We start from the raw sequence: 25,832 nt of genomic DNA on the forward strand, positions 1-25,832 counted from the left end.
CAAATCAAATTAGCCGCACAATGTGTGTTGCGTTAAAGTCGGGAAAATTAATTTTTAAGAAGCATTATGAAAACAAAAATTAGCGCTGTTATTTTATTACTCGTGAGCATTGCCTTGCTGATCCCTGGGGTAACTCAGCCCGTGTTAACACTGCAAGGGAATATTGATAAAGCCAAAATTGTAGATGTGGGTATTACCATGCTTGCCGAAGAAGGCGATGGCAATACACGCAGCATGCTTCGTATGTTTTCGGGTATGCTTGGCCTTGATAAGTTAGAAGGTGAAGTTGAAGCCTATCGCAAAACCCGCAGTATTGTTGGCACCATTAAAGAACTTACCAATAACAAAAACCATGTGGTGGCAGTGTTAGTTGGGTTATTTGCGGTGATCATTCCATTTTTAAAACTGTTGATGCAGCTACTCAGTGTATTATTGCCCGCTAAAATTAAGCTCACTCGTTTGCTTAATACCGCTGCTTCTAAGCTTAGTAAGTGGAGTATGACTGACGTATTTGTGATTGCACTTATCGTTTCTTATTTGGCTGGCAATGCCGATGGGCAAATGGGCGATATGTTAAAAATGAAAGCCGAGCTAGGCATCGGCTTTTGGTTTTTTACTGCGTATTGTATTGTGGCAATTGCCTCTTCTCAGTTTGTAGAGCGCATTCATAAAGCCCGCTAATAAATCAATTCGGCAGAGTCTTTATCGCCACGAGCATAAAGACTCTGTTTTATCTCTTTTCGCGTTTCACTTGTCTTATCTTGACTTAGTTTGAAGTTACCAACGACTTCTGCAATCTCTATTTTAAACACCATTATGTACTTTAATGATTGCGATATTTCATTCTCATCTACTTGAGAAAGTTGCCACTGCGTTGCCAGTTTATCTTCAAATTTCGCAACGGAGTAAGCCATTATCTCGCGCTTTTGTGATGGCTTTGTAATCGGTTGTGCTGTGCCTTTTACCTCTAGTTTGGCGTAATGCCATGTAGGTAAATAGACTTTTTCGGCATCATTGGGAGAAACATAACAGTCTGCACCATTAAATAGGCATTTTACGTTTAAAGGCTGCTTGGCAAGTAGCTTGGCAAGCGGGTTGTTTGCTGCCATGTGCCCCAATAAGTGCTGCTTTTTTTCATCAAGCACTAATGGAATGTGGCAAAGCTCAATGTCGCCTTGCGCATTTTGATAAATCAAACTTGCTAGCGGAGACTTCTCAATGCGCGTTAACAGTCGAGCGAAGTCATTTTCAATATATTGGCGTGGTGGATACATGTTATAACTTTGCCTCTAACTGTTGTTTTACATTTGGCCAAATAGTTTGGGTTACACTAAATACTGCGCTATTACGATAGCTACCGTCAATTAGCTTTCTATCTTGCCATGCGATGCCTTCAAATTGTGCGCCCAATCTCTCTATAGCGTTTCGTGACTTTTGATTGTTTTCATGGGTTCTAAGTTCTACTCGGGCTGCACTAAGTTGTTCAAATGCGTAACTCAGCAGTAAATATTTTGTATGGGTATTGATATGGCAACGTTGAAATTCAGGGGTAATAAACGTATGGCCAATTTCAAGTTTATCGTGATTAAAATCAAGGGAAAATAAGCGTGTGCTGCCCACCAGTTGATTATTTTTTTTATCAATAATCACTAACGGCAATTGCTTATCAGCTTGGTATTGCGCTGTTTTATTAAACCAATGCTCAAGCGTATCTTTGTCTTTGCAGTAATTGCTAAGTACATATTGCCAAATTTTCGGGTTTTTCCCTGCTTGTAATAAATCATTTAAATGGTGGTGTTGCAGCTTTTGTAAAATGACTTTGTTAGTTTCAAATTGTGTTTGTGTTAATTGTTGCATGGTGACCTCATTCCAAATTTATAATGCTTAATGAGGTGTATTAAAAAATAAACCTGGTATAACGTTAACAACCAATTTTTGTTATTTATATAGACCAGAAATTAAATGCGCTTACTGACCATTTCATTTAATCCACATGAAAAGAAATACCTCGCCATTGCTGCGAGCATTCGAGAGGCCATTTTATCGGGTCAGTTAAAACCACAAGACCGATTGCCGGCAAGCAGGGATTTAGCAAATCAGCTCAATGTGAATCGTCATACTATTATGGCAGCATGCGATGAGTTAGTGGCGCAGGGCTATTTAGAAAGTTTACCGCGCATTGGTTATCAAGTGGTTTCGGTCTTACCGGTAGAGAGCTGTATACCAAACGAATTGACCGAAACTCAGCAATTTAATTTGGCTCACTTATTTAAATCGTCAAAAGAGAGTCTTTCTAACGCTGATTTTAACGTGCGCTTTAATTTTGCTGGTGGATTACCAGATATAACCCAATTTTCAATGAAGGTATTTAAAAGCCATTTAAATACTGCGTTAAAACAATTAGATTTGGGCAGCTTGCATTATCAGGGCACGCTCGGGAATGAAACATTACGTGAACAAATAAAAAAATACTTAGTAAAAGCGCGCGGTCTTTCATCTGGCGAAATATTAATAACCAATGGATCGCAAGAAGCACTGTTTATTGTCGCGCAAGCGGTGTTACAGGGCAGTGACAATGTGGCGGTTGAGCAACTTAGTTATCCGCCTGCATGTGCTGCGCTCAGCTCAAATGGTGCAAACCTGATTACCATTGAACAAGATGAGTTTGGTATAAAACCTGACAGCTTAAAGCGCGTGTTAGCGCATACTAAAATAAAGCTTTTGTATTTAACGCCGCTACACCAGTACCCAACAACAGTAACATTATCGCCACAGCGTCGCAGCCAAGTATACCAATTAGCTCAGCAGCATGATTTTTTAATTTTAGAAGATGATTACGACCATGAGTTTCATTATCGCTGTTCACCTTTAGTACCAATGGCGGCAAATGACCCTGACGGTCGAGTCATTTATATCTCAACGTTTTCAAAAATTATGTTTGCAGGCGCGCGACTAGGTTATGTTTCGGCTCACCCGCAAGTTATTGAGTATTTGGCTAATAGTAAAAAAATCATCAACCACAAAACCGAATGTGTGTTACAGCAAGCGGTGGCTAATTGGATGAGCGAAGGGGACTTTGAAAGGCATCTTCGCAAAATGACGCAATTGTATTTAGCGAGAAGAGATCACCTTGTGATGTTGTTAGAAAATTACAAACAAGCGGGTTACCCGATTACCTTTGTTGTTCCCGATGGCGGCATGGCTATTTGGCTTGGCTGCAAGCGTGATTTAACTGGTTTTACTGAGTTGGCACAGGCGCATGAAATATATATTCAATGTCAGCATGACTTTAACTCACAAGTCACCAGTTGTGACGAGCAAGGTTATCAGTATCTGCGTTTAGGGTTTGCCAGTATGGAAGAGCAAACCCGTTTAGAGGCGGTTAATGCGTTAATGGCGTTATTATTCCCTGCTTTGCGTACTTAGCCAATTGAGCGCTTGCGCTTTATTGTTGAAACACTGATGTGTTAGCCCCGCTGCAGGGTAAACATAGTCACACACTTGTTGTGTCATCGACCTTGTTACACAATGTTCAAGATTTACTGCGACAGCTTTGGCACTGGAGGCTTTTAAAAACTCAATGTGTGCATTTTGTGCGTCTGGCGTTGGCAGTGCCTCGCCATGAATGTTAAGTAATACATCAAAATCAGTAATTTGCTGGTTACGCACCATATCAATTAATTGCTCATGTAAATGCATAAAAAACTCAGCATTCCATGGCCCGATTGTGTTTATTTCTAGCGTTTTTCCTTGCCAATTAAGGCTGACATCGCCATGCATTTTAAATTTTTCAAGCATATAGCGTTTAAATTCAATTTTTAGTTTTGCTGTACCTTTATTCTAGCTGAGAGTTTTCAGTTGGAGTAGTTATGAAACAAGCAATTATTGTTGGTGCAGGTCATGCTGGTTTAGCAACCGCCTATTTATTGAGGCAAAAGGGCTATCACAAAGTAGTTGTTTTAGAAGCATCAAATGCTGTAGGTAGTGCGTGGCGAAATCGTTATGAAGGGTTAACTTTGTTTACTTCTCGGCGCTATAGTCAGTTGCCAGGGGGGAATATATCTGGCAACGCAAGCGGGTACCCGTCAAAACAGGAATTTGTTGAATATCTTGAACAATATGCTGCTGCACTGTCGTTAGATATTAGATTTGGCTGTAAAGTAGTTGATGCGCGAAATGACACTAATGGCTTTACAGTGAACTGCAGTAATGGTGAAACCTACCACAGTAAAATGTTGTTTGTATGTACTGGTGCATTTCAAATTCCTAATTCGTATCAGTTGGATAGTAACTCTTTTTATCACGGTAAAGTGTTTACGCCAGAATCTATCGGTGATCGACACTTAACGTGTGAAAACGAAAACTGGTTAGTGATTGGTGACGGTGCCAGTGGCCGGCAACTGGCAAAAATGTTGGTTAAAAAGAATCAAGTATTTTTATCTATGGGCAAAGCACGCACTTTTTTACCACAGCGTTTTTTGGGTAGAGATATTTTCTTTTGGTTAGATAAGCTCGGCCTGACTCGTCTGGAAAAACAACATTGGTTAGCGAAAAAAATGCGAAAGAAAGACCCATTTCCTGCAACTGGTAGTTGTAATCATCAGTTGGCTAACGCTGGAATAACACTTTGTAAGCGCTTTAATTTGAATAAGTTAAATAGCGAAAAGCCAATAACACTTAAAGGGCAAGTGATAGATAAGGTGATAATTGCAACAGGCTATAAAAATGACTTTTCTTGGCTTGAAAGCTGTTTAGCGCAGCAAGCTAGCGATAAAGATATTTTTGATAAAGTATCCGACATATCGGGGTTATATATCTTGTCTCAACCTTGGCTGAACTCGCGTGGTTCGGGCTTGATTATGGGCATTGAGCATGATTTTAATTTATTAGACTTGCTCGAATGTAAGCGTTCCTTTTAATAGCTTTGGTTGTATGCCAAATAACTTTTTACATTCGCGACTTAAGTGTGCGGCATCACTGAACCCTACTTGATGGGCGGCTTTGGTTAAATCAAATCCATTTGCGAGTAATGGTATTAAGCGTTTGAATCGTAAGTAGCGTTGATAACTTTTAAATGGCATGCCAATTTGTTGACTAAATAAATGTGATAATCGGCTTTGCGATAAATTAACTATTTTTGCTAATTGTGAAAGATTTAGCTGGGCGCTGTCACACTGCTCTAAGTGATTAAGTATATTTGCAATACGCGGATCCGTGGGGGACTTTGCTTGGGCATGGTGGCATAAAATACTATTTAAAAATTCAGTCATCGCATAATCAAAGCTGCCTGTTTTATCAATAAAATATTGCCAAAGGTATTGCGATTTGGCCTGTTCAAAACAGGTATAAACATTGTTTTCATTTTTTTGGCAGTTAATAAGGTGAGTTAGCTTTTTACCGAGTACACTAAAGTTATCAATCAATATGGTGATGACCGGTTTATCACTTTTTAAAGTGTGCTTTACCTTACTTGCAATTATTAAACAGGTAGTGGAAAGCGTTTTTTGTGCAACAGTAATACTGGCTTGTGGCGACAATAAGTTAATTTGAATAAATTGATGGCTATGTTCATTTGCCATCAATTTATCATTAAATGCGATATAAATACCTTGGTAGGTTAAAAATTGGGTTTTCAAAGTTCCACTTGTTCCAAATACTCAACTACTTTGGCGTCGATGCCAAGTTGCTCCTTAATGTGGCAGCGCATTGCCTCACATGCACTGACTTCACCATGGTTAATATAAATTTGCTTTGGTAATGCTTCGCCTTGCTGCAACCAATTTAGAATATCTTGATAATCACCATGGGCCGAAAGTGAATCTAGGTTTAGAATCTTTGCTTTTACATCAATATATTCGCCATGAATTTTTATTCTTTCGGCGCCATTAATAAGCGCTTCGCCGCGTGTGCCAGCTGCTTGAAAGCCTAAAAATGCGACTGTGTGTTTATCATCTGGCAATAAACTTTTTAAGTGATGTAATACCCGTCCACCGCTTGCCATGCCGCTTGCTGATACAATAATACAGGGTAGATTGCGGCTATTGAGCATTTCCGACTCTTCTTGCGTTTTAACAAACTCTGTCATGTCATCAATTGCTTGGCATTGTTCTTTTGTTAGTTTGTGGTGCTTGTGGGCTTTTTCATAAAGATCGGTGACCTTTATTGCCATCGGGCTATTGAGATAAACCGGGACATTCGGAATGCGCTGCTCTTTTTTTAGTTCAGCGATCAAATGCAAAATTAACTGTGCACGGCCAACGGCAAAAGAGGGCATAAGAAATATACCACCACGCTTAAAGGTGTCATTTATGGCATCGGCGAGAATTTGCTTGGTGTCGGTTGCAGTATGACGTCTATCACCATACGTTGCCTCTACAACTAGTAAGTCACAGGGGGAAACCGGCTCTGGCGGATACATAATTGGGTCGTCTTGCCTACCAACATCTCCGCTGAAAACTAACGTTTTACTGTTTGCGTTTAGCTCAACACTTGAAGAGCCGAGAATATGTCCATTTGGTTTTAAGTTAATTGTGATATTTGGCAAAATTTCGACATCGTGTTGAAAATCGAGCGGTACAAAAAGAGATAACGACTTTTTAGCATCACTTAATGTATACAGTGGCTCAGCAGGAGAATGTTTAGAGAAGCGTTTTTTATTTGCATATTTTGCGTCTTCTTCTTGTAAAAAACCCGCATCAGGCAGTAATACTTCACACAGTTTAAGTGTTTCGTGAGAGCAAAAAATAGGGCCTCTAAATCCTTGCTTGTATAAAAGCGGAATATAGCCCGAATGGTCTATATGCGCATGGGTTAATAAAACCGTATCTAACTTAGTTACATCAAACGGAAGAGCTTGCCAGTTGCGAGTGCGATAGTTTTTTATGCCTTGGTAAAGGCCGCAATCAATTAAAATCTTTAGGTTATCTATTTCCAGTAGGTGTTTGGAACCTGTAACTGTACTTGCTGCCCCGATAAATGTTAATTTCATGGCAAGCTCCATATTTAGTGTAATTAGCTCTATTTTAGTCAATCTTACTAACAATGAATTGTTAGCAAGACACGAAATTAAGCTAACACACTGAAAGTTATATTAATATATATTTGGCATAGAGTTTGATTTAAATTAAATAAATTGGAAATTTGAGAGGTTTATATGGCAGAACAAGGATCAGCAGGCAATGTAATCGCTGCTATTTGTAACGTATTTTTCCCAGGTCTTGGGCAGTTGGTACAAGGGCGCATTGGCGCGGCACTGATATTTGCGATTGTAGTATTTGGTGGCTACGCTTTATGGTTTTTTGTCGTTCCAGCAATTATTGGCGGTATTTTCCACTTATGGGCAATAATTGATGCGGCTAAGTTTCGTAAAGTTGAAATATATCGTTGATGTTAATTAAAGTTTAAATTTTTGCATTTTAGTAAGGTGACGTTTTAGTTACCTTGCTAAAATTACGTTTTTCCTACTCTAAACTATCGATCTTAACCTTTAACACGCCCAGGTCCTCCTCTTGTAACATCAACAATTTCAGATGTGTTGTAAATGATTGTAAACAATTAATTTGTGTGTAAATTTAATTTTACTATCGATATTTTTGTAGTTTATTGTTTTTTTTGTGTTTTTTGTGTTTTTCTTTTTGGCTTAGCTTAGATGTAAATAATGTTATTTGTCGAATAGTACTCATGTTTTGTAATTTTTATGTTAAAACTGTGTTGTTCGGATTACATTTTTAAACAAAGAGAAACATTTGTGTAATTTGTGACAATTAACATTTAGAAAACTTCAGGGAAATCTCATTTTGAAAAAATTAAACTTATTAGCACTTAGCGTTAAGTCTGCGCTATTTGCAGGCGCAATAACCAGCTTTGCAGGTGTTGCCGCAGAAGAAGAAAAAAATAATGCGGAAGACGAAGAAATTGAAAAGGTTGTAGTGACAGGCTCTCGAATTCGCAAAGCTGAATTTTCGAACGCATCACCAATTCAAGTCATTAGCGGCGACCTTTCTCGAGAGATGGGCTTATTCGAAGCTGGTGAAATGCTTCAATCAACCAACCAAGCAGCTGGTGTTCAGATTGATAACACGTTTGGTGGTTACGTATTAGATAACGGACCAGGAGCGGCGACAATCGGTTTCCGTGGTTTAGGTGCTGAGCGTACACTTGTTGTCATTAATGGTCGTCGTATGGCTCCTGCTGGTGTTGGAGGCGCGCCTACTTCACCAGATCTTAATTTGATTCCAGGCGTAATGATTGACCGTGTAGAGAATTTATTTGATGGTGCTTCAACGGTTTATGGTTCTGATGCAGTAGCTGGCGTAGCGAACGTAGTATTAAAGTCAGATATTGAAGGCTTTGAAGTTCAAGGTTCTTATCAAGCGCCGCAAAGTGGTGGTGGTGAACAATCAAATCTTTCTGTTATGTGGGGTGACACTTACGATAATGGTTTCATTACTGTTGGTTTAGAATACGCTGATTCAAAAGCACAATCATACTCGGAAACTGCTTTTGCAAAAGGTTGTGAAGAGCGTATTTTTGAATCTGAAGAAGGTGATATCATTACACGCTTTAGCGGTATTGGTCCAACAGCTGGTGGTGAAGATACCTGTGATATTTTTCCGCTAACAAACCGTGTTTTCGTTCCAGCTTTCTGGGGTAGCCTATATGTAACTCCTGGATTTACTAACACAGGCATTCCAAATTTAAGTGAAACGACAGTACCTTCACAATATGCTGGTTTATTCCCTGAGTGGGTTTTAGCAGATTTTAATGGCGATGGTATTATTGACGACCTTGACGGCGCTATTGTAGACGGTAATGGAGATGGTTTGCGTGATGTTGACTTCCAAGACCCATTATATGCATTCCAACAGTCTGATTATTATAAGAGTGGTGATTACCGCAGCCGCAATGAACGTCTTTCATTCATGGTAAATGGTGAGCATAACTTTGCCGATGACAATGATACAACTCTTTATTACGAAGGTTTGTATGCGCAACGTAACTCTCCAGTATTCAGCCCTGGTGCTCAGTTATTTGAAACTGTTCCGGCTTCAAACCCATATAATCCATGTGGTGTAAATGGTGAAGTAGATTGTTTTGGCGTACTAGGGTTTGGTGATGCTGGTCCTTTAGATGTTGATCCTATTATTAATATTCGCGGTGACCGTGATCGTTTTGAAGTTGATGTTGCCCAATACCGATTAGTAACAGGTGTTACTGGTAATTTACCAGGCCTAGAGTCGATTAACTTAAATAATTGGTATTATGATGCGTATGTTTCTTACAGTGCATCAAAAGGCACTGATGTCCGTAATGGTTTTAACGAACAGCGACTACTACATTCATTGAACACGTCTGTTCTAAATGCTGATGGTACTGTAACGTGTGGTGATGGTACTGATGGCTGTGTTCCAGTTAACCTGTTTGCGGATAATATTTATCAACCAGGTGGTGGTACGTTGACAGACGCAGAATACAATTATCTGTTCGATCAACGTAAAATTGAAACGAAAGTTAATCAGTTAGTTGTTAATGGATTCTTAGGTGGCGATCTTTATACTTTGCCTTGGAACAATGAAACAGTATCAGGTATTTTTGGTGCCGAATATCGTCGTGACGAGATTGAATCAGATCCTAACGCAGTAGCTGCACAGGGTTTACTATGGGGTTATTTCTCAGACCAAGGTGCGGATGGCTCTCGTAGTCTTCGTGAAGTATTTACTGAAATTGACCTACCACTTGTTAAAGGTGTAACAGGTGTTGAAGAGTTTACATTGACTGTATCTGGTCGTATTTCTGACGAAAGCTACTATGACCCAGAAAGTACATACTCTGTAAAAGCTGTTTATCGTCCAGTTGAATGGGTTACGCTTCGTGGTACTCAAGGAACATCATTCCGCGCACCTAACTTACGTGAGCGTTTCTTAAACGGTACTTCAGGCTTCTTGACTGTGAGTGACCCATGCGTTGTTCCAAGTGATGCTCGTATCTCAGATCCAATCAACCCAGATGCAATTCCAACATATGATGCAGCTAATGACCCGCGTGATGATGTAACTCTAGCTCGTTGTGTTTCTGATGGTTTAGATCCAACTTCATTAGGTTTGGATCCTACCTTCACTGAATCAACAAGTACTGAAGTTATCAGCGGTGGTACAACGGAGTTGAGCCCTGAAACGTCACTAGCTAAGACATATGGTTTTGTTATTGAGCAGCCATTCATTGAAGACGTAGATATAACGCTTTCTGTAACTCGATTTGATATTGAAGTAACTAATAGTATTGCCGAACCATCAGCTTTCTACAGCATTAACCAATGTTATGGTGCAGATGGTAATGCTGCTTTCTGTAGCCGTATTAGTCGTGATGAAGGCGGTCAAATTAGTCTAGTTGACCAATCATTCATCAACGTAGGTTTATTAACGTCTCAAGGTTATGACTATAATATTTACTACAATCAAGATTTTGTTATTTCAGAACAAAACTTAGGTGTAACAGTTGACCTTCAAGCAACTAAGATGACTGAAGCCCTATACGATGTGTTAGGTGTTGTCGATGATAATGTAGGTGAACCAGATTATCCTGAATGGCGTGGTACAGCTCGTCTAATGCTTTCTTATGACGATTTCCGCTTTAACTGGATGGCTCGTTACATCTCAGGTGGTCGAGAAGACGATTTAGGAGAGTTTGAGGAAGATACAACTGGTTGTACAGGCTTGTTTAATAGTGCTGGTGAGCGCCTTAAATGTCGCCCTGTAGGCTTTACTGAAGACTATTGGAAGCATGATGTATCAGTTTCATGGTCTTCTGATGAATATCTAATCTCTGCAGGTGTTCGTAATGTATTTAATGAAGCGCCACCTAAAGTTGATCCAAGTGGTTCATTCTCTAATACTAACGTACCACTAGGTGTTGGTTATGACATGTATGGCCGCATGCCTTATATCAATTTCTCAGTTAATTTTTAATTGAGCGTTGCAACTTAGCAAATGGCCTCTGATGAGGCCATTTTTAATTGAGGTCTATGATAATGACAAAAATAATATTGGCCCTTGGAGTGCTTGCTGCAAGCTTGGCTAATCCAACGAATTCATCAGCTAGTGAACTAGCTAACTCATCGAATGCTACTCTTGAGTCATTTACTATGATGCCAATGATACGAAGTGTTTCTGTATCTCCAGATGGTAAAAAGGTAGCGATTCTTAGAGCGACAACTAAAAATGGTGATTATGTAATTGAAATAAGAAATCCATTTAATTTAAAGAAAGAGCCAGTAGTTTTAGGGGCCAGCAAGATGATGGTATCAAGTGTTGGCTTTCTTAATAATGAAAAAATAGGCGTTAGCTTTCGCCAAATATTAGAAGATGGAAACTCTAAACGTTGGGTTAATGAGTTTGCAATTACGGACGCTGATGGTAAAGGTAAGTGGGTTATTCCTTCAAATAACAAACGTTTAGGTTTCTTTCAAATATTTGATCTGTTACCTAAAGAAGATAACACTGTTCTGGCATTGACTGATGTAAACGATAATCGTATCCCTGATGTAGTTAGATATAATCTTGATAACGGTAGTTTCAAAACGGTTATGCGAGGTAACACTGAAATAACTGGTGGGTTTGTTGCTGATGCGGACGGTGATATTCGTGCAGCTAGAGGGTTTGATAGGGCTACAAATTCCATAGAGTTGTTTGCGCGTAGAAAAGGGAGCGCTAACTGGAAAAAGATAAAAACAATTTCTCCCAAAAGTCGTGAAAGCTATGACTTTTTAGGTTTCTCAAAGGAGTCACCTAACGACATGTATATTAGCGCAAACTTAGGGCAAGATAAAACCGGTATTTATACATTTAATATTGAAACTGGAGAAATATCGGAACGCTTATTTGGGCTGAAATCTGTTGATGCTGGCAGTATTATACAAAATAAATGGGGGTCTTTGCTCGGTTATTCATACACAACAAACTGGCCTAAGCGATATTTTACAGATCCTAACGAAGATGCTTTATACCAAAGCTTAGAGGGGCTATTTCCGAGGAAGTTTGTCAATATTACTAGTCGTTCTGATAGTGATGATGTGTTAGTTGTTCAGACCAGTTCTAACAAAGATCCAGGTACTTTTTACATAATTACTAATAAACAAAAGTTGGATAAAATTGGTGGGCGCTTACCTTTACTTACTGAGGATAAATTAGCCGACGTAAAATACATTAGCTATAGCGCTCGTGATGGTAGAAAAATACACGCTTATGTGACAACGCCAAATACAAAAGGACCTCATCCTGCAATTGTACTACCACATGGTGGTCCGTGGGTACGTGACACGATCATCTTTGATGAATGGGCGCAGCTTTTAGCAGCGAATGGTTATGTTGTAATTCAGCCTAACTACCGAGGTTCTACGGGTTATGGCTTGGAACATTGGGTTGCAGGGGATAATAACTGGGGTCTTAAGATGCAAGATGACCTTGACGACGCTGCAATGTACTTGGTCGGAAAAGGCTATACGACAATAGATAAATTGGCAATGTTTGGTTGGAGTTATGGTGGTTATGCTGCATTTGCTGCATCAATGCGAGAAAAGAACATTTATCAATGTACTGTAGCCGGCGCTGGTGTGAGTGATTTAAGTAGAATCAATGCTACACTGAATGAAGATGAGTTCTTGAGCGAACTTCAACAGCCAACTATCACAGGTATTTCTCCTATAGATAAAGTTGAGAAAGTGAATATTCCAATTATGGTGATCCATGGTGATATTGATGAGAGAGTGCCTGTTGTTCATAGTCGAAAATTTGTGACTGAACTAGAGAAGCTAAACAAAGTTCATAAGTATATTGAACTAGAAGATGCCGACCATTTTTATGATACTTTGTTTCATGATCATAAAAACGAGTTTTATAGCAACTTAATTAACTGGTTAGATAATGATTGCGGATTAAAGAACTAACCAAAGCTATGTGTTTAGCGTGGCTGGCAATAATCAGTTACACAATTTAAGTGCACTTTTAAATGAAGTGCACTTTCAGCTAGCATTAATTCTGTTGTAAATTACTCTTGTGAGTAATTTTTCCGCTCTCATCTGAAATGAAGAGATGCGTTGCTTTTGGTAACAAAATATCATTTTCTAGTCGGAGACTTCTTGAGTACAGCATAGTTACTCGGTCACTATTTATTACACCTTCTTGATATTCACAAGATTTATAATCTTTTTTCCGAGAGCCTAGCTTTACGTAACCTGTACAGAAAACAATAACTGGGGCTGGTGTGTCTTTGGTGTTTTTAAGTAAGTTACTTAAAACATAGGGGTTTGAACCGTCCCAAACTAATATGTAGTTTTGTTGTCCTTTAAATTTTTCATAACTAATTTCTTTATGTTCAAATGTTTTACCAAGGTCCAGTGGTAATGTTGAACCAATATCTAATCGCTCAGCAAACGTGGGTGCAGAGAATAAGATTGCACCTATCAATACGTTTGTAATTATTTTTAAATGCTTTGCCATAACTAATGTCCTTTTATGAATTTTTGTACAATAGGTTCGTGAGCAATTAATACAAATATTTAACATCACGATATTCGCTATAAAGTAATATATGGAAGTGGTTAAAGGGAATATTATATGAGAAATGGCGTAAAAAGCTGATGAATGGTAATTATTGGGAGTAACAGCGGTTTCTTATGTAGGCATCTAAGTTTTATTATGCAACTATGGCTTTAAATTGGGAAAAGGTTGAACAAGCAAACTCGCACAACCTGAACTATATAATCTTTACTTATTCATCTGCGCTATAAACTTATTTGAATCTGCAATGGATTTATTCATTTCGCTCATAAGTGTTTTAATATCGCGTTTTAATGTAGAAAACTCACCTTTTATTGCGGCAATTGCTTGCGCATTAAGGTTATGTTTTAGGTATAAAACGTTGTCGTTTAACGCGGTTAAAACGGGTTCCATTTTACTTTCAGAGCGACGCATTGAACGTAATAGTTGCTCAAACTGGCGCTTAGTCGCGGAAAGTTTCTTTTGACTATCGCGTTTTAATTTAGCGTTGGAATACTGTTCTAATTCTTCTTCCCACTCATCAAACAGTGCTTCTGCTACATCTTCTACAGCATTAATTTTACTCGATACATCTTCGGCAGACTTTTTACTCGCCAAATAATCATCGTTAAGTTGGTCGTAAACTTTTTGTAGCTCACCACCATCAAAATTAATTAATGTTGTTAAGCGCTCATAGGCTGATTGGAATTCTTCTTGAGAGTCTTGTTGCGACTCTTTTGCTTCTTCTACACGGTCAATCAGAATGTCGCGCTTGTGAACACCTACGCTTTCCATTGCAGAGTAATAAGCTGTTTGACAGCCTGAAAGGGTTAATAAGCTTGTGGTTGCGACAGCGAGCAGTAATTTTTTCATAGTGTGTTCAATTCTCTTTATGCTTTCCATTATCTTGTTATTATATGGCAATATTTTTTTATTAGTAGCGCTTACGATGCAGAATAAAGTCGATTACTCCCAGATGTTTCAGCAATTTGGTAAAGCAATACGCTATGTCGCCTTTTGGTTTAAGGGGTATGGCAAACGTTGCTTAGATGACCAAATTACCGTCAATGCTGGTTATTTAGCCTATGTTACCTTGTTGTCATTGGTTCCAATGCTTGCTGTGGTATTTGCTATTTTTTCTGCGTTTCCTGTGTTTCAGGACTTTAGAGCGGTTATCGAAAATTTTATTTTTAATAACTTTGTGCCTACCTCTTCAGAAACCATTAAAGAACACATAGGTGCGTTTACGGGTAATGCGAGTCAAATGACGGCAATGGGTATTGGCTTTTTAATCGTTGTAGCGTTGTTTTTGATTCGTAATGTAGATGCAACGCTCAATCGTATTTGGCGCACGCAGAAGAAGCGCCCGGTTGTGATCTCGTTTGCGGTTTATTGGATGGTATTAACGCTTGGCCCGGTTTTATTGGGTGCAAGCTTAGGTATGACATCGTATCTTGTCAGCTTGGCAGCGTATGCCGATGAAGGGATCCCTGGTTTTAGCGGCTTTTTACTTGGTTTGCTACCTTACGTGATTTCTACTGTGGGTTTTATGCTGATTTACACCGTAGTACCTAATATTCGAGTGCCTATTAAAGCCTCTTTACCAGGCGCGATGTTTGCCGCACTGTTATTTGAGCTCAGTAAAAAAGGGTTTGCAGCTTACGTAAGTAACTTCCCATCTTATGAAGTGATTTATGGTGCGCTAGCGACCATTCCTATTTTGTTTGTTTGGGTGTATCTGTCATGGATTGTCGTATTATTAGGTGCCGAATTCACAGTATCACTGCAACAGAGCTTCGGTGAGAGAAAGAAGCCGTTAATCGTTGAGCAAGAGGAAGAATAATATGCAAGGGTTAATTCAACGGGTGAGTGAAGCCAAAGTGGTCGTTGATGGGAAGGTTGTTGGTGAAATTGGTCACGGTATTTTACTGCTGCTAGGGGTAGAAAAAGGTGATGACCAGCAAAAAGCCGATAAGCTATTGCACAAAGTATCTGGCTACCGCATTTTCTGCGATAGTGAAGGGAAAATGAATTTGAGCCTAAAAGATATCGGCGGTGATTTGTTAGTGGTTTCGCAATTTACACTAGCAGCCGATACTAAAAAAGGAATGCGTCCTAGCTTTTCGTCTGCAGCTGTACCAGTGCTTGGTGAAGAGTTATACGAATATTTTGTAAGCCAAGCTAAGCAAAGCTTAACAACAGTGCAAACAGGCCAATTTGGTGCCGATATGACAGTGCACTTAGTGAACGATGGGCCCGTGACGTTTCGTTTAGAAGTGTAAGTGCACTATTTTGTTGTTGTAGTCCTTAATCGCGTAAATTGTCACATCCGCTTTGAATACGCTCGTCAGTACAGTGCGCAACGAATTTAATTGTTGCGCGCTTTCACATATAAAATTAATAAATAAGTGCCGATTAGCGTCATCAACAAACAGCGACTTCACTCGTTGATAAAACTCGTGTTGAAAAAGAAAAATAGGGCAGTCTTGCTTACTAAATAAATCAAGCACAACCCAATTGTAAGAGTGGGAAAAATGATAAGTTGTAATATCGCCGGCAATGAGATTTGCTTGTGGTAGTGACGCAAAATACTGCGTATATAACTCGATAATATCTTGGCTTTTCTCAATAGTAGTAATGTTGCAATGCGGGTAACTTGCATTAAGGTAATTACGAATTGCACCGCCACCTAATCCTACTTCTAATATATTGCTGGGCTCAGGTAAGGTTTGCCATAAGCTTGCTAATTGTTGCAAATGTGGCAGTAAAAACTGCTGAGGTTGTGTTAAATCGCTCACTGACTGTAATGTGTTGTCTATTAATAGCCACCTAACATCTTCAAGCTGCCTAATAGTGCATGTGCCTATTGGCGTTTTTCTTAAGCAAACAAGGGTGCCAAGCATGTTTGCGTTATTTACAAAATCAATAGATACCACATTAAGCCCTTGTAAACGCGTTCAATATTAAGCTTAGGCTAATACCAAAGTGTTTACCATCGAGTGATTTTATATTGTGCATTTTTAGGTTAATCTGTTGCCAATTAAAATTATAAGGAGTCGCTATGTTACAAGTTACGACACCCCAAAGCAGTCAAGATTGGCAGGATTATTATCAACTTAGATGGCAGGTGCTACGCGCCCCTTGGCAGCAGCCTCGAGGTTCTGAACAAGACGAGTTCGAGCAAGAAGCGGAACATCGTTTTATTAAAAATGAACAAGGACAAGTGCTAGGCGTTGCACGTTTGCATTGGAATACCGGTGAACAAGCACAAGTGCGTTATATGGCGGTGAATAAAGATCATCGTGGTCACCACCTTGGCAGCCGTTTATTACATGAACTAGAGAAACTTGCATGGCAGCAAGGTGCTAAAGAATTACTTTTGTTTGCTCGTGATAGAGCGGTCGATTTTTATAAGCGCCACGGTTATGTGGTTGTTGAAAAAGCGCACTTGATGTACGGCGATATTCAACATTGGAAAATGGTTAAAGTATGCCCGTCATGTCCAGGCTGGTTCCGCCGCCCTGAATGGACTAAGGTGCTGCAAAATACGTGGCGTGAGGATATTCCAATCAGCGATGCTATGGGCATAAAGGTTGAGAGTTATACCGATTGGCAATTTACTACGAGCGCTGAATTTAGTGCTAATCAAAACCTTCACGGTACGATGTTTGCCGGTTCTATTTATAGCCTTGCTACTTTAACAGGCTGGGGAGCAACCTATTTACATTTGAAAGAGATAGGAAGCGACGCTGCAATAGTGCTATCTGATGCAAGTATTAAATACCTGAAACCGCTAAAACAAGATCCTATCGGCAATGTTGATTTACACAAGTGCTCAGGTGACCTTTCTTGTTTAGAGCAAGGTGAAAAAGCAGTTTACAGTGTGCCTGTGCAAATTTTTGACGGTGAGCAACTGGTTGCTGAGTTTGTCGGTGAGTACACCTTGTTGCCAAAGAAGTAGAACCTAAGGTGATATAAGCGTAAGTGCTTATATCACGGTAACAGGAAGTAGGTTGCAGTGCCAAGGAAGGCAAAAATCCCTACTACATCTGTTACTGTTGTTAGAATTACGCCGCCAGCAAGTGCTGGGTCGATATCTAACTTCTTTAAAATAAGTGGAATTGTTACTCCGGCACAACCGGCGGCAAATAAATTCATAAACATCGCAAAGGCAATCACTAAACCGAGTGTGAAGTCCCACTGCCAAAGCGCTACTACCGAAGCAATTAACACTGCCCAAATCACGCCATTGAGCATTCCAATCGCTATTTCTTTACCAATTAACCAACGCTGGTTGGCATCGTTAATGTGGCCAACAGCCATACCGCGAATAACTAAGGTGAGTGTTTGGCTACCGGCAATGCCACCCATTGAAGGCACAATGCCGTTAAGCACAGCTAAAATCGGTAATATACCTAAGGTCGATTCGAAAAAACCTGCGACAAATGCAGCGAGGATTGCGGTAATTAAGTTTACGCCAAGCCACACCGAGCGGCGTTTGGTACTTTTTACAACGGGCGCGAAGGTGTCTTCTTCGTCATCAAGACCCGCCATACTCATCATGCTGTGTTCGGCTTCTTCACGAATTACATCAACAATGTCATCGATGGTAATACGGCCAAGTAATTGGCTGTCTTCGTCTACAACCGGGGCTGAAATCCAGTTATGACGTTCGAATAATTGAGCAACTTCTGACTCACCCATACTGACAGGGATAGCTTCAGATTCATTATCCATAACTTCACGTACAGTGAGTAACGGACTTTTTGTCAATAATGTTGCAAGCTGAATATCGCCTAAAAATTTGTTTTCTTTATCGACAACATAAAGCTCATCGGTACCTTCAGGCAATTCGCCTTTTAAGCGTAAATAACGCAAAACTACGTCAAGCGTGACATCAGGGCGAATCGTGATGGTATCGGTACTCATTAGAGCACCTGCGGTTTCTTCCTCGTAAGATAAAACAAATGTCGCGCGTTCTTGATCTGTTTTATCCATTGAGCCCAATACTTCTTGGTATACGGTATCGGGTAAGCTACGTAACACCTCTGCAAGGTCATCATCATCCATTTCTTCCGTTGCAGCGGCAATTAGCGCAGGATCCATTTGCGCGATAATGCCGTTACGCACATCTTCAGAAAGTTCTTCTAAGGTTTCACCTTGCAGATCAGGGTCAACCAATTGCCATAAAACAGTACGGCTTTTATGCGGTGAAGACTCCAACAATAAAGCAATATCACACGGTGGCATATGCGCTAGCATGCGTCGAACATGCACAAACATGCCGCTACTTAGGGCTTTTGTAACCTCATGTAGTTGTGTTTGTGAGTAGTCTTGTTCTAGTGCTTCTGGCATGTTCACCCTATTATTTATTGAAGGTTGGAGTGAATGATTGCAACTCTTTGATTTATTAGAGTTAACTTACGTCTAACTTATTGTAGCATTATTGCAGAAAAATGTTTTAACTAAGTTAGCTGTTTATTCGTCTTCGTTAAACTTAGCTTGAATTAAATCGCCTATGGCAAGTAACGCTTGATCTTGGTCAGGACCCTCACAACGCACTAATACCTCTTTACCTTGCGAGCTTTCTAACAGCATTAAACCCAATACACTATCAGCTTCAGCCGTTTTACCGCCTTGGGATAAACTAATTTTCGCATCAAATGCCATTGCGAGCTTTGCTAGTTGGGTTGCAGCGCGAGCATGTAGCCCTAACTTGTTTTCGATTAAAAATCGTTTTTCAACTGACATAATAGTCGCTTATGCTTATCTGTTTACTTGCTCACGATGGTGGGCTTTTACGTTTTTATGGTGTTTGGCGAAGCTATCAGCCAGTGTTTGCGCTAAATAAACTGAACGATGCTGGCCGCCAGTACAGCCAATTGCAACGGTTAAATAGCTACGGTTATTACGCTCTAAATGCGGTAACCAAGTTTCAATAAAGGTTTGCACTTGCCATGCAAATTTATGAACCACAGGCTGGCTAGAAAGGAAGTCGATCACCGGTTGGTCTAATCCTGTTAACGGCTTAAGTGCTGGCTCCCAATGCGGGTTAGGTAAAAAGCGGGCGTCAAAAACATAGTCAGCATGTTTTGGAATACCGTGCTTATAACCGAATGACTCAAACGTGATAATTAACTGATTTGATTTTTTACCGAGTACTTTCTCTCGTATGCTATCGGCAAGTTGGTGAACACTTAAGCCTGTTGTATCGATAAAAATATCTGCTTGCGAGGCGATAGGGTCGAGCAGTTTTTTCTCGGCTTCAATAGCTTCTTCAAGGGAGATATTATTCAGTGATAACGGATGCAAGCGGCGCGTTTCTGAAAAGCGCTTAATTAGCGTGCTATCATCACTATCAAGGTAAAATAAGGTCGGCGTTGCAAAACCAGGTAAATAGTCGAGTACTTCTTCTATCTCCTCTGGCTCTTTAGTCATATTGCGAGCATCAACACTCACTGCAATTTTATCGTATTTATCTGAAACTGAGCGGATCAACGAAGGCAATAAATTGACAGGAATATTGTCGACAACATAATACCCGAGATCTTCCAATACTCTGAGTGCGACTGTTTTTCCTGAACCAGAACGACCACTGACTAAAATAAGTTGCACTTACATCTCCCTTAGTTAACTCGCCTCACTACTAATGATTTGATATAGCTGATGATTATTTTCAGCGTGACGTAGTTGACGGCAAAACTGCTTATCTTTTAGTTTATCAGCGATGGTGGCTAAAGTCTGCAAATGTTGCTGGCACTTTTGTTCTGGTATGAGCAGTACGATAAAAATATCAACGTCTTTATCGTCAATGGCATCAAACGGAATAGGTGACTGATTTACAATTAAAAAGCCAATGGTATTTTGTAGGCCATCAATGCGGCCATGAGGAATGGCGAGGCCTTTACCAATACCCGTGCTACCTAGCTTTTCGCGTTGCAGTAAGGCTTCAAGAAACTCTTGAGAAGTAATATCAGGGGCTTGCTGATGGGCAAGGTCGCTAATAAATTCAAACAGTCTTTTTTTGCTATTAAAAAGGACCGCGGTTTTAGCGCAGTCCTCAGCAATAATATCGGTTAATTTCATTTTAGTGGCGAGAAAGTTTCTCTTTGTGCTTAATTACTTGGCGGTCTAGTTTGTCGACCAGGCCATCGATTGCTGCATACATATCTTGATGCTCGGTAGAGGCAAACAATTCGCCACCGTTAACATGCATAGTAGCTTCTGCTTTTTGTGATAGTTTTTCAATATCTAGAATAACGTGCACGTTATTTATATGATCAAAATGCCTCTCTAGTTTTGCAAATTTGTTAGTGACATAGTCTCTTAAAGAATCAGTAATTTCTACGTGACGACCTGTTAAGTTTAATTGCATAAGCATTTTCCTTCTATTTGGTCTAGATCAGGCTCTTGCGCTGATTAGACGGTGGTATGGATAGCGACTCACGGTATTTTGCGATAGTGCGTCGCGCCACTTTAATTCCTTGTTCTGCTAGTAAGTCGGTAATCTTGCTATCACTTAATGGTTTAGCAGGATTTTCCGCCGCAACTAGCTTTTTGATCAGTGCTCGAATCGCGGTGGATGAACACTCACCCCCATTTTCCGTGCTAACGTGGCTTGAAAAAAAGTATTTAAGCTCATAAATGCCACGTGGTGTATGCATGTATTTTTGCGTTGTTACACGCGAGATAGTCGACTCATGCATCTCGACCATTTCGGCAACGTCGTTTAAAACCATAGGTTTCATTGCTTCGTCACCATATTCAAAGAATGCCTGTTGTTGTTCAACAATGCAATTGGCTACTTTTAATAAAGTATCATTGCGACTTTCTAAGCTTTTAATAAACCATTTTGCTTCTTGCAAATGGTTGCGAATAAACTGGCTGTCAGTGCTTGATTTCATCGAGCGAGTAAGCGCAGCGTATTGTTCATTCACGCGGATCTTTGGCATGCTATCGTTGTTTAAATCAACGCGCCAGCGTCCTTTAATTTTCTTTACTGAAACATCGGGAACCACGTATTCAGGTTCTTCTTTTATGATGCTTTCAGCTGGCTTTGGATTAAGGCTATGTATTAATGTTAAGACTTCTTTTAACTCAGGCTCCTTGAGTTTAGCCTTCTTCATTATTGTACGATAATCACGTAACCCTAAAAGTTCCATATGGTTTGAGATTACGCTCTTTGTTTCGTTTAGCCAAGGGGTATTTTTGTCGTACTGATTGAGCTGGATCAATAAACATTCTTGTAACGAACGCGCAGCAATACCAACAGGATCAAAGAGTTGAACGCGTTTAAGTACCGCTTCAACTTCGTCTAGTTCAATTTGTTCTTGGTCGTCAGATTGCTGTACCGCTTCTAAAATTTCTTCGCTACTTTGTGTTAAATAACCCGAATCGTCTACCGCTTCAACAATTGTGGTTGCGATCATCTCGTCGGTGTCGCTGAACGGCGTTAAGCGTAATTGCCACATCAAGTAATCTTGCAATGATTCGCTGGTAGAGCCTTGATATACAGTATCGTTGTCAGGAGCTGGGGCGTTACTGACAGAAACAGGTGCGGCGCTGATATAATCATCCCACGACACATCCATAGCTAAATCTTCAGAAATATTCTCGTTGCTAAGTGCGTCGCTTGATTCAATTTCACTTTGGCTTGGCGCTGCTTCAATATCATCGCCGTTTAATGATTCGTCTTTGTTTGACTCAGTGTTTTCGTTGTTTTGTTTATCGTCACTGTAGTCAATGTCTTCTTCAAGTAAAGGATTGGCATCAAGCGCTTCTTGAATTTCTTGCTGCAAATCTAACGTACTCAGCTGCAACAAGCGAATAGCCTGTTGCAATTGTGGAGTCATTGTTAGTTGCTGCCCAAGGCGAAGCTGTAAAGATTGCTTCATGTAGTTATTCTAATCCTTCTTTCGATTTCAAGCCGCTAGTTAACAATTCAATTCCAAAGTTAAGGCCTATAACTATTACTATAGTCTGAATTGTTCACCTAGGTATACATCGCGTACTTTTTGGTTGTTTAAAACGTCTTCAGCCGTGCCAGATGCGATTAATTCGCCGTGAGAAACAATGTAGGCTTTTTCACATACATCTAAGGTTTCACGCACGTTGTGGTCTGTTATTAACACGCCAATGCCGCGATTTTTCAAATGCTCAATTATTTTCTTTATATCTATCACTGAAATAGGATCAACACCAGCAAAAGGTTCATCTAACAGGATAAATTTGGGGTTTGCGGCTAATGCGCGCGCAATTTCCACACGACGACGTTCACCGCCCGACAATGCCATACCCTGTGAATCTCGGATATGGCCAATGTTAAATTCTTCTAATAAATCATCGAGCGCTTCTTCGCGTTGCACACGATTAAGTTCTTTGCGTGTTTCTAGAATCGCCATGATGTTTTGATACACAGTAAGCTTTCTAAAAATCGACGATTCTTGCGGTAAATAGCCTATACCTAAACGGGCGCGACTATGCATTGGTTGCAATGTAATGTCATTATCATCAATGCGAATAACGCCATTGTCGCTCGGTACTAAACCAACAATCATGTAAAAGGTCGTAGTTTTACCGGCACCGTTAGGGCCAAGCAAACCAACAATGCTGCCAGCTTTCACTTCTAAACCAACATTTTTTACCACTTGGCGTGATTTGTAACTTTTAGCCAGCTTTTCGGCAATTAATGTGCTCATTGTCCGCCTTGTTCATTTTGCGTATTGATGATGGTTTTTACTTGGTTAGTTGAGTTTTCAGCTTTTTTAGACGTCACTGTTTCAGCTGCGCGATCATAGATGATGGTATCTGCTGACATCATGTCGCCATTTTGTTGAAATTTAGCGCCACCAGACATTGTAAATAATGATTTAGCCACATCGTAAGTGACTTTTTTAGCACTTGCGACAATGGTTGACCCATCTTCTTGTTCAGCACTAAATTTTACCGGGTCACCACTGGCAATAAGCAATTGCTGGTTATCTCCTAACTCAGCTCGTTTATGTGCTTCAAGGTAATCGGCGGTGATGGTCATGTTGCCATGCTTAATTTGTACATTATGGCGAAAAATACCGACATTTTCTTTTAAGCGAGCAGCTTGCTCATCGGCGTCAATCTCAAGTGGGTGCTTAAGTTTGATCTGCTCAGCGATAGCGTGTCCACTTGTGATACACAAAGTGAAGGCTAGTCCAGCGATTGACAGTAATTTCGTCATGTTATTGGTCATAATAAGTGGTCTTTGTATGGTTTATTAACTTAATAACTTGCTCTTCTAAATTAGCATTGAGGCCTTGTCCTTTAATTTCAAGTCCAGGACCTGTCATTTTTACTTCGGATTGAGAAGTCATTAGTTTGCTATTAATTAAATATTCTACACTTGCCGCTTCAATTGTATTGAGCATGATATTTGGCGTTAGACTTTTGGCAATAACGTTTTGTTCCAAAATGAGCTTTTCGTTATTGTAGAGCGTGGCCTCATCGGCTGTGAGTTGCCACACACCTTGTTCAGAAAAAATAGTAAATTGCGGTTTTTCAAAGTGGGTAAAACCTAAATCTTGATACATCGACATTTTTCGCGCCATTACTTTATGGCTAACAGTACCAGATTCATTAAAGTTGGTTTGTTTTAAGTCGGTTGCAATGTAATCAGGAATACTGGCAACGTTTTCAACAATCGGCTTTGGTTCTTTGGGTGTAAAGAAATAAGGCAACCAAAGCCAAACCATAGCAATGGTGAAAAGTATAGTAAGTGCAATACGCGCCGACATTAGCTGCTACTGCCTGCGTGGCTAAGTGTTTTGTCTTGGCTCAGCATAATTAAATCGGTCAGTTCTCTTACTGCGCCAAAACCGCCTAGCATGGTAGTTTTATAATCAGCGATGCGTTTTACCAGAGGGTGAGCATCATTGGTTGCTACAGCAAAGCCAACTAATTCCATTACGGGTAAATCAGGACTATCGTCGCCAATATAAGCAATGTTTTCGTTATCAAGTGATAGCGTGTTCTTTAAGTTATTAAAAGCGACAATTTTATCTTCTTGCCCTTGATAAATATGTTGAACGGTAAGGCTTTTCATGCGGTTTTCCACAATCTTTGAGTTGCGACCTGTAATTACCGCTACTTGTACGCCGCTGTTAATTAGTGACTTAATACCAAAACCATCTTTAGTGTGAAATGCTTTAAGTTCTTCACCATCATTACCAAGGTAAATGCGCCCATCTGAAAATACGCCATCGATATCGCAAATCAGTAGTTTAATTTTGCTGGCTTTTGCAAATACGTCAGTACTAGTTTGTGCATATAATTCGTTAAAAAGCTGTTGTGATAAAGTTAAACTCATAAAACACCTGCCTTAAGTAAATCCTGCATATTAAGTGCACCAATTGGCTGTTGTTGCTGGTCAACTACAAGCAAACCGTTTATTTTCTTTTGTTCCATTATGTTTAAGGCTTCAGCAGCAAGCATCGATTCATTTGCTGTTGTGCACTGTTTCGTCATCACTTCTGAAATAGCTGTAGCGTGAATATCAATGCGTTGTTCTAAAATTCGGCGCAGGTCACCATCGGTAAAAATACCTGAAAGTAATCCGTTATTGTCGACAACGGCTGTCATACCAAGCCCTTTGGCTGTCATTTCTAACAGAGCGTTTTTAACCGTTGTGTTTTCAGCGACCACAGGTAATGCTTCGCCTTGATGCATAATGTCTTTAAGCATTAACAATAGGCGCTTACCTAAACTGCCGCCAGGGTGTGATAAAGCAAAATCATCGGCGGTAAAGCCTTTTTCTTCAAGCAATGCAACAGCAATCGCATCGCCCATCGCCAAGGTTGCTGTAGTACTTGCTGTAGGTGCTAGTCCTAAAGGGCAGGCTTCTTCTGAAATAGCGATACAAATATGCACATTAGATTGTTGTGCAAGAGTTGAGTGTTGTTTGCCACTCATGCCTACGATTTTTGCACCAATGCGCTTGATTACTGGGATCAGGTTAATCACTTCTGCGGTTTCACCTGAATTAGAGATCATCAATAGCACATCATCTTGTGTGATCATGCCTAAGTCGCCGTGACTTGCTTCGCCTGGGTGGACAAAAAAAGCGGGTGTGCCAGTGCTTGCTAGCGTTGCTGCTATTTTATTACCGATATGACCCGATTTTCCCATACCAATGACAATAACACGGCCTTTGCAGTCATACATCAACTGACACGCATTGCTAAAGTCATCGTTAATATATTGAGCGAGTTGCTCAATGGCATTTTTTTCGATTTCTAAAACGCGTTTACCGCGAGCAATAAAGTTCATGAC

28 protein-coding genes are annotated in these 25,832 nt (G+C 40.1%); 9 read left to right on the plus strand and 19 right to left on the minus strand.

Annotated elements, in window-relative coordinates; translation table 11 throughout:
• The first annotated feature begins 66 nt into the window (after positions 1–66).
• Positions 67–681 (plus strand): paraquat-inducible protein A, encoded by a 615-nt coding sequence (locus tag L1068_RS06450; RefSeq protein WP_054978183.1) that lies wholly within the window; start codon positions 67–69, stop codon positions 679–681.
• Here L1068_RS06450 and L1068_RS06455 read toward each other — a convergent pair.
• Positions 678–1,274 carry an FMN-binding negative transcriptional regulator gene (locus tag L1068_RS06455; protein ID WP_237129563.1) on the minus strand — a complete coding sequence of 199 codons (597 nt, stop codon included), beginning with the start codon at positions 1,272–1,274 and terminating at the stop codon, positions 678–680. The two genes, L1068_RS06450 and L1068_RS06455, sit on opposite strands and share 4 nt — an antisense overlap.
• A gap of 1 nt (position 1,275) precedes the next feature.
• Positions 1,276–1,857, minus strand: coding sequence for a GNAT family protein (locus tag L1068_RS06460; RefSeq protein WP_237129564.1), 582 nt, complete (start codon positions 1,855–1,857; stop codon positions 1,276–1,278).
• A 105-nt stretch (positions 1,858–1,962) separates the two neighbouring features.
• On the opposite strand from L1068_RS06460, the gene L1068_RS06465 reads away from it, so the two are divergent.
• Positions 1,963–3,426 (plus strand): PLP-dependent aminotransferase family protein, encoded by a 1,464-nt coding sequence (locus L1068_RS06465; protein ID WP_237129565.1) that lies wholly within the window; start codon positions 1,963–1,965, stop codon positions 3,424–3,426.
• On the opposite strand, the gene L1068_RS06470 is transcribed toward L1068_RS06465, so the two are convergent.
• Positions 3,403–3,798, minus strand: coding sequence for a hypothetical protein (locus L1068_RS06470; RefSeq protein ID WP_237129566.1), 396 nt, complete (start codon positions 3,796–3,798; stop codon positions 3,403–3,405). The two genes, L1068_RS06465 and L1068_RS06470, sit on opposite strands and share 24 nt — an antisense overlap.
• A gap of 71 nt (positions 3,799–3,869) precedes the next feature.
• On the opposite strand from L1068_RS06470, the gene L1068_RS06475 reads away from it, so the two are divergent.
• Positions 3,870–4,919, plus strand: coding sequence for an NAD(P)/FAD-dependent oxidoreductase (locus tag L1068_RS06475; protein ID WP_237129567.1), 1,050 nt, complete (start codon positions 3,870–3,872; stop codon positions 4,917–4,919).
• On the opposite strand, the gene L1068_RS06480 is transcribed toward L1068_RS06475, so the two are convergent.
• Both L1068_RS06480 and L1068_RS06485 read right to left on the minus strand, forming a co-directional pair.
• Positions 4,887–5,636 carry an AraC family transcriptional regulator gene (locus L1068_RS06480; protein WP_237129568.1) on the minus strand — a complete coding sequence of 250 codons (750 nt, stop codon included), beginning with the start codon at positions 5,634–5,636 and terminating at the stop codon, positions 4,887–4,889. The two genes, L1068_RS06475 and L1068_RS06480, sit on opposite strands and share 33 nt — an antisense overlap.
• Positions 5,633–6,988 carry an MBL fold metallo-hydrolase gene (locus L1068_RS06485; RefSeq protein ID WP_237129569.1) on the minus strand — a complete coding sequence of 452 codons (1,356 nt, stop codon included), beginning with the start codon at positions 6,986–6,988 and terminating at the stop codon, positions 5,633–5,635. Before L1068_RS06485 ends, L1068_RS06480 begins: the two co-directional genes overlap by 4 nt.
• A 165-nt stretch (positions 6,989–7,153) precedes the next feature.
• Here L1068_RS06485 and L1068_RS06490 point away from each other — a divergent pair, with 165 nt between their 5' ends.
• The 3 genes from L1068_RS06490 (at position 7,154) to L1068_RS06500 (ending at position 12,940) form a co-directional block, all read left to right on the plus strand.
• The gene (locus tag L1068_RS06490; RefSeq protein WP_010561556.1) at positions 7,154–7,387 is read left to right on the plus strand and encodes a hypothetical protein; all 234 of its coding nucleotides are present in this window, start codon (positions 7,154–7,156) and stop codon (positions 7,385–7,387) included.
• A 409-nt stretch (positions 7,388–7,796) separates the two neighbouring features.
• A complete protein-coding gene (locus tag L1068_RS06495; protein WP_237129570.1) occupies positions 7,797–10,964 on the plus strand; it encodes a TonB-dependent receptor in 3,168 nt (1,055 codons plus the stop codon).
• A gap of 62 nt (positions 10,965–11,026) precedes the next feature.
• On the plus strand, positions 11,027–12,940 hold the full coding sequence (locus tag L1068_RS06500; protein ID WP_237129571.1) for a prolyl oligopeptidase family serine peptidase: 1,914 nt from the start codon (positions 11,027–11,029) through the stop codon (positions 12,938–12,940).
• An 85-nt stretch (positions 12,941–13,025) separates the two neighbouring features.
• Here the strand turns inward: L1068_RS06500 and L1068_RS06505 are convergent, their stop codons facing one another.
• Positions 13,026–13,493: a hypothetical protein gene (locus L1068_RS06505; protein ID WP_237129572.1), complete on the minus strand. Its 468-nt coding sequence runs from the start codon at positions 13,491–13,493 to the stop codon at positions 13,026–13,028.
• Positions 13,494–13,760: 267 nt separating this feature from the next.
• Positions 13,761–14,405: a DUF2959 domain-containing protein gene (locus tag L1068_RS06510; protein WP_010561560.1), complete on the minus strand. Its 645-nt coding sequence runs from the start codon at positions 14,403–14,405 to the stop codon at positions 13,761–13,763.
• Positions 14,406–14,481: 76 nt separating this feature from the next.
• Here L1068_RS06510 and L1068_RS06515 point away from each other — a divergent pair, with 76 nt between their 5' ends.
• Both L1068_RS06515 and dtd read left to right on the plus strand, forming a co-directional pair.
• Positions 14,482–15,375 (plus strand): virulence factor BrkB family protein, encoded by an 894-nt coding sequence (locus L1068_RS06515; RefSeq protein ID WP_237129573.1) that lies wholly within the window; start codon positions 14,482–14,484, stop codon positions 15,373–15,375.
• A gap of 1 nt (position 15,376) precedes the next feature.
• On the plus strand, positions 15,377–15,814 hold the full coding sequence (gene dtd / locus L1068_RS06520; protein WP_237129574.1) for a D-aminoacyl-tRNA deacylase: 438 nt from the start codon (positions 15,377–15,379) through the stop codon (positions 15,812–15,814).
• Here the strand turns inward: dtd and L1068_RS06525 are convergent.
• The gene (locus tag L1068_RS06525) at positions 15,803–16,468 is read right to left on the minus strand and encodes an SAM-dependent methyltransferase (RefSeq protein WP_237129575.1); all 666 of its coding nucleotides are present in this window, start codon (positions 16,466–16,468) and stop codon (positions 15,803–15,805) included. The genes dtd and L1068_RS06525 overlap by 12 nt on opposite strands.
• Positions 16,469–16,593: 125 nt before the next feature.
• Here L1068_RS06525 and L1068_RS06530 point away from each other — a divergent pair, with 125 nt between their 5' ends.
• Positions 16,594–17,493 (plus strand): bifunctional GNAT family N-acetyltransferase/hotdog fold thioesterase, encoded by a 900-nt coding sequence (locus L1068_RS06530; protein ID WP_237129576.1) that lies wholly within the window; start codon positions 16,594–16,596, stop codon positions 17,491–17,493.
• Positions 17,494–17,525: 32 nt separating this feature from the next.
• Here L1068_RS06530 and mgtE read toward each other — a convergent pair whose 3' ends face one another.
• The 11 genes from mgtE to L1068_RS06585 all read right to left on the minus strand — a co-directional run bounded on the left by mgtE (position 17,526) and on the right by L1068_RS06585 (position 25,829).
• Positions 17,526–18,887 carry a magnesium transporter gene (gene mgtE, locus L1068_RS06535; RefSeq protein ID WP_010561565.1) on the minus strand — a complete coding sequence of 454 codons (1,362 nt, stop codon included), beginning with the start codon at positions 18,885–18,887 and terminating at the stop codon, positions 17,526–17,528.
• A 123-nt stretch (positions 18,888–19,010) separates the two neighbouring features.
• A complete protein-coding gene (locus L1068_RS06540) occupies positions 19,011–19,283 on the minus strand; it encodes an HPr family phosphocarrier protein (protein ID WP_010561566.1) in 273 nt (90 codons plus the stop codon).
• A 15-nt stretch (positions 19,284–19,298) separates the two neighbouring features.
• Positions 19,299–20,147: an RNase adapter RapZ gene (gene rapZ / locus L1068_RS06545; protein WP_237129577.1), complete on the minus strand. Its 849-nt coding sequence runs from the start codon at positions 20,145–20,147 to the stop codon at positions 19,299–19,301.
• Positions 20,148–20,162: 15 nt separating this feature from the next.
• Positions 20,163–20,618, minus strand: a complete 456-nt coding sequence (gene ptsN, locus L1068_RS06550) for a PTS IIA-like nitrogen regulatory protein PtsN (RefSeq protein WP_010561568.1) — start codon at positions 20,616–20,618, stop codon at positions 20,163–20,165.
• Position 20,619: 1 nt separating this feature from the next.
• On the minus strand, positions 20,620–20,907 hold the full coding sequence (gene hpf / locus L1068_RS06555; RefSeq protein ID WP_010561569.1) for a ribosome hibernation promoting factor: 288 nt from the start codon (positions 20,905–20,907) through the stop codon (positions 20,620–20,622).
• A gap of 22 nt (positions 20,908–20,929) precedes the next feature.
• Positions 20,930–22,426 carry an RNA polymerase factor sigma-54 gene (locus tag L1068_RS06560; RefSeq protein ID WP_100914281.1) on the minus strand — a complete coding sequence of 499 codons (1,497 nt, stop codon included), beginning with the start codon at positions 22,424–22,426 and terminating at the stop codon, positions 20,930–20,932.
• A 78-nt stretch (positions 22,427–22,504) separates the two neighbouring features.
• Positions 22,505–23,230: an LPS export ABC transporter ATP-binding protein gene (gene lptB / locus L1068_RS06565; protein ID WP_010561571.1), complete on the minus strand. Its 726-nt coding sequence runs from the start codon at positions 23,228–23,230 to the stop codon at positions 22,505–22,507.
• The gene (lptA, locus tag L1068_RS06570) at positions 23,227–23,745 is read right to left on the minus strand and encodes a lipopolysaccharide transport periplasmic protein LptA (protein ID WP_237129579.1); all 519 of its coding nucleotides are present in this window, start codon (positions 23,743–23,745) and stop codon (positions 23,227–23,229) included. Before lptA ends, lptB begins: the two co-directional genes overlap by 4 nt.
• A 1-nt stretch (position 23,746) precedes the next feature.
• Positions 23,747–24,298: an LPS export ABC transporter periplasmic protein LptC gene (gene lptC / locus L1068_RS06575; RefSeq protein WP_010561573.1), complete on the minus strand. Its 552-nt coding sequence runs from the start codon at positions 24,296–24,298 to the stop codon at positions 23,747–23,749.
• Complete coding sequence (gene kdsC, locus L1068_RS06580) at positions 24,298–24,870, minus strand: 3-deoxy-manno-octulosonate-8-phosphatase KdsC (RefSeq protein ID WP_237129580.1); 573 nt, start codon at positions 24,868–24,870, stop codon at positions 24,298–24,300. The genes lptC and kdsC overlap by 1 nt, the downstream gene beginning before the upstream one ends.
• Positions 24,867–25,829, minus strand: a complete 963-nt coding sequence (locus tag L1068_RS06585) for a KpsF/GutQ family sugar-phosphate isomerase (RefSeq protein ID WP_138629507.1) — start codon at positions 25,827–25,829, stop codon at positions 24,867–24,869. Before L1068_RS06585 ends, kdsC begins: the two co-directional genes overlap by 4 nt.
• Between the last annotated feature and the right edge of the window lie 3 nt (positions 25,830–25,832).

The sequence above is a fragment of the Pseudoalteromonas sp. MMG024 genome (genome assembly GCF_021654175.1).
Lineage (GTDB): Bacteria > Pseudomonadota > Gammaproteobacteria > Enterobacterales > Alteromonadaceae > Pseudoalteromonas.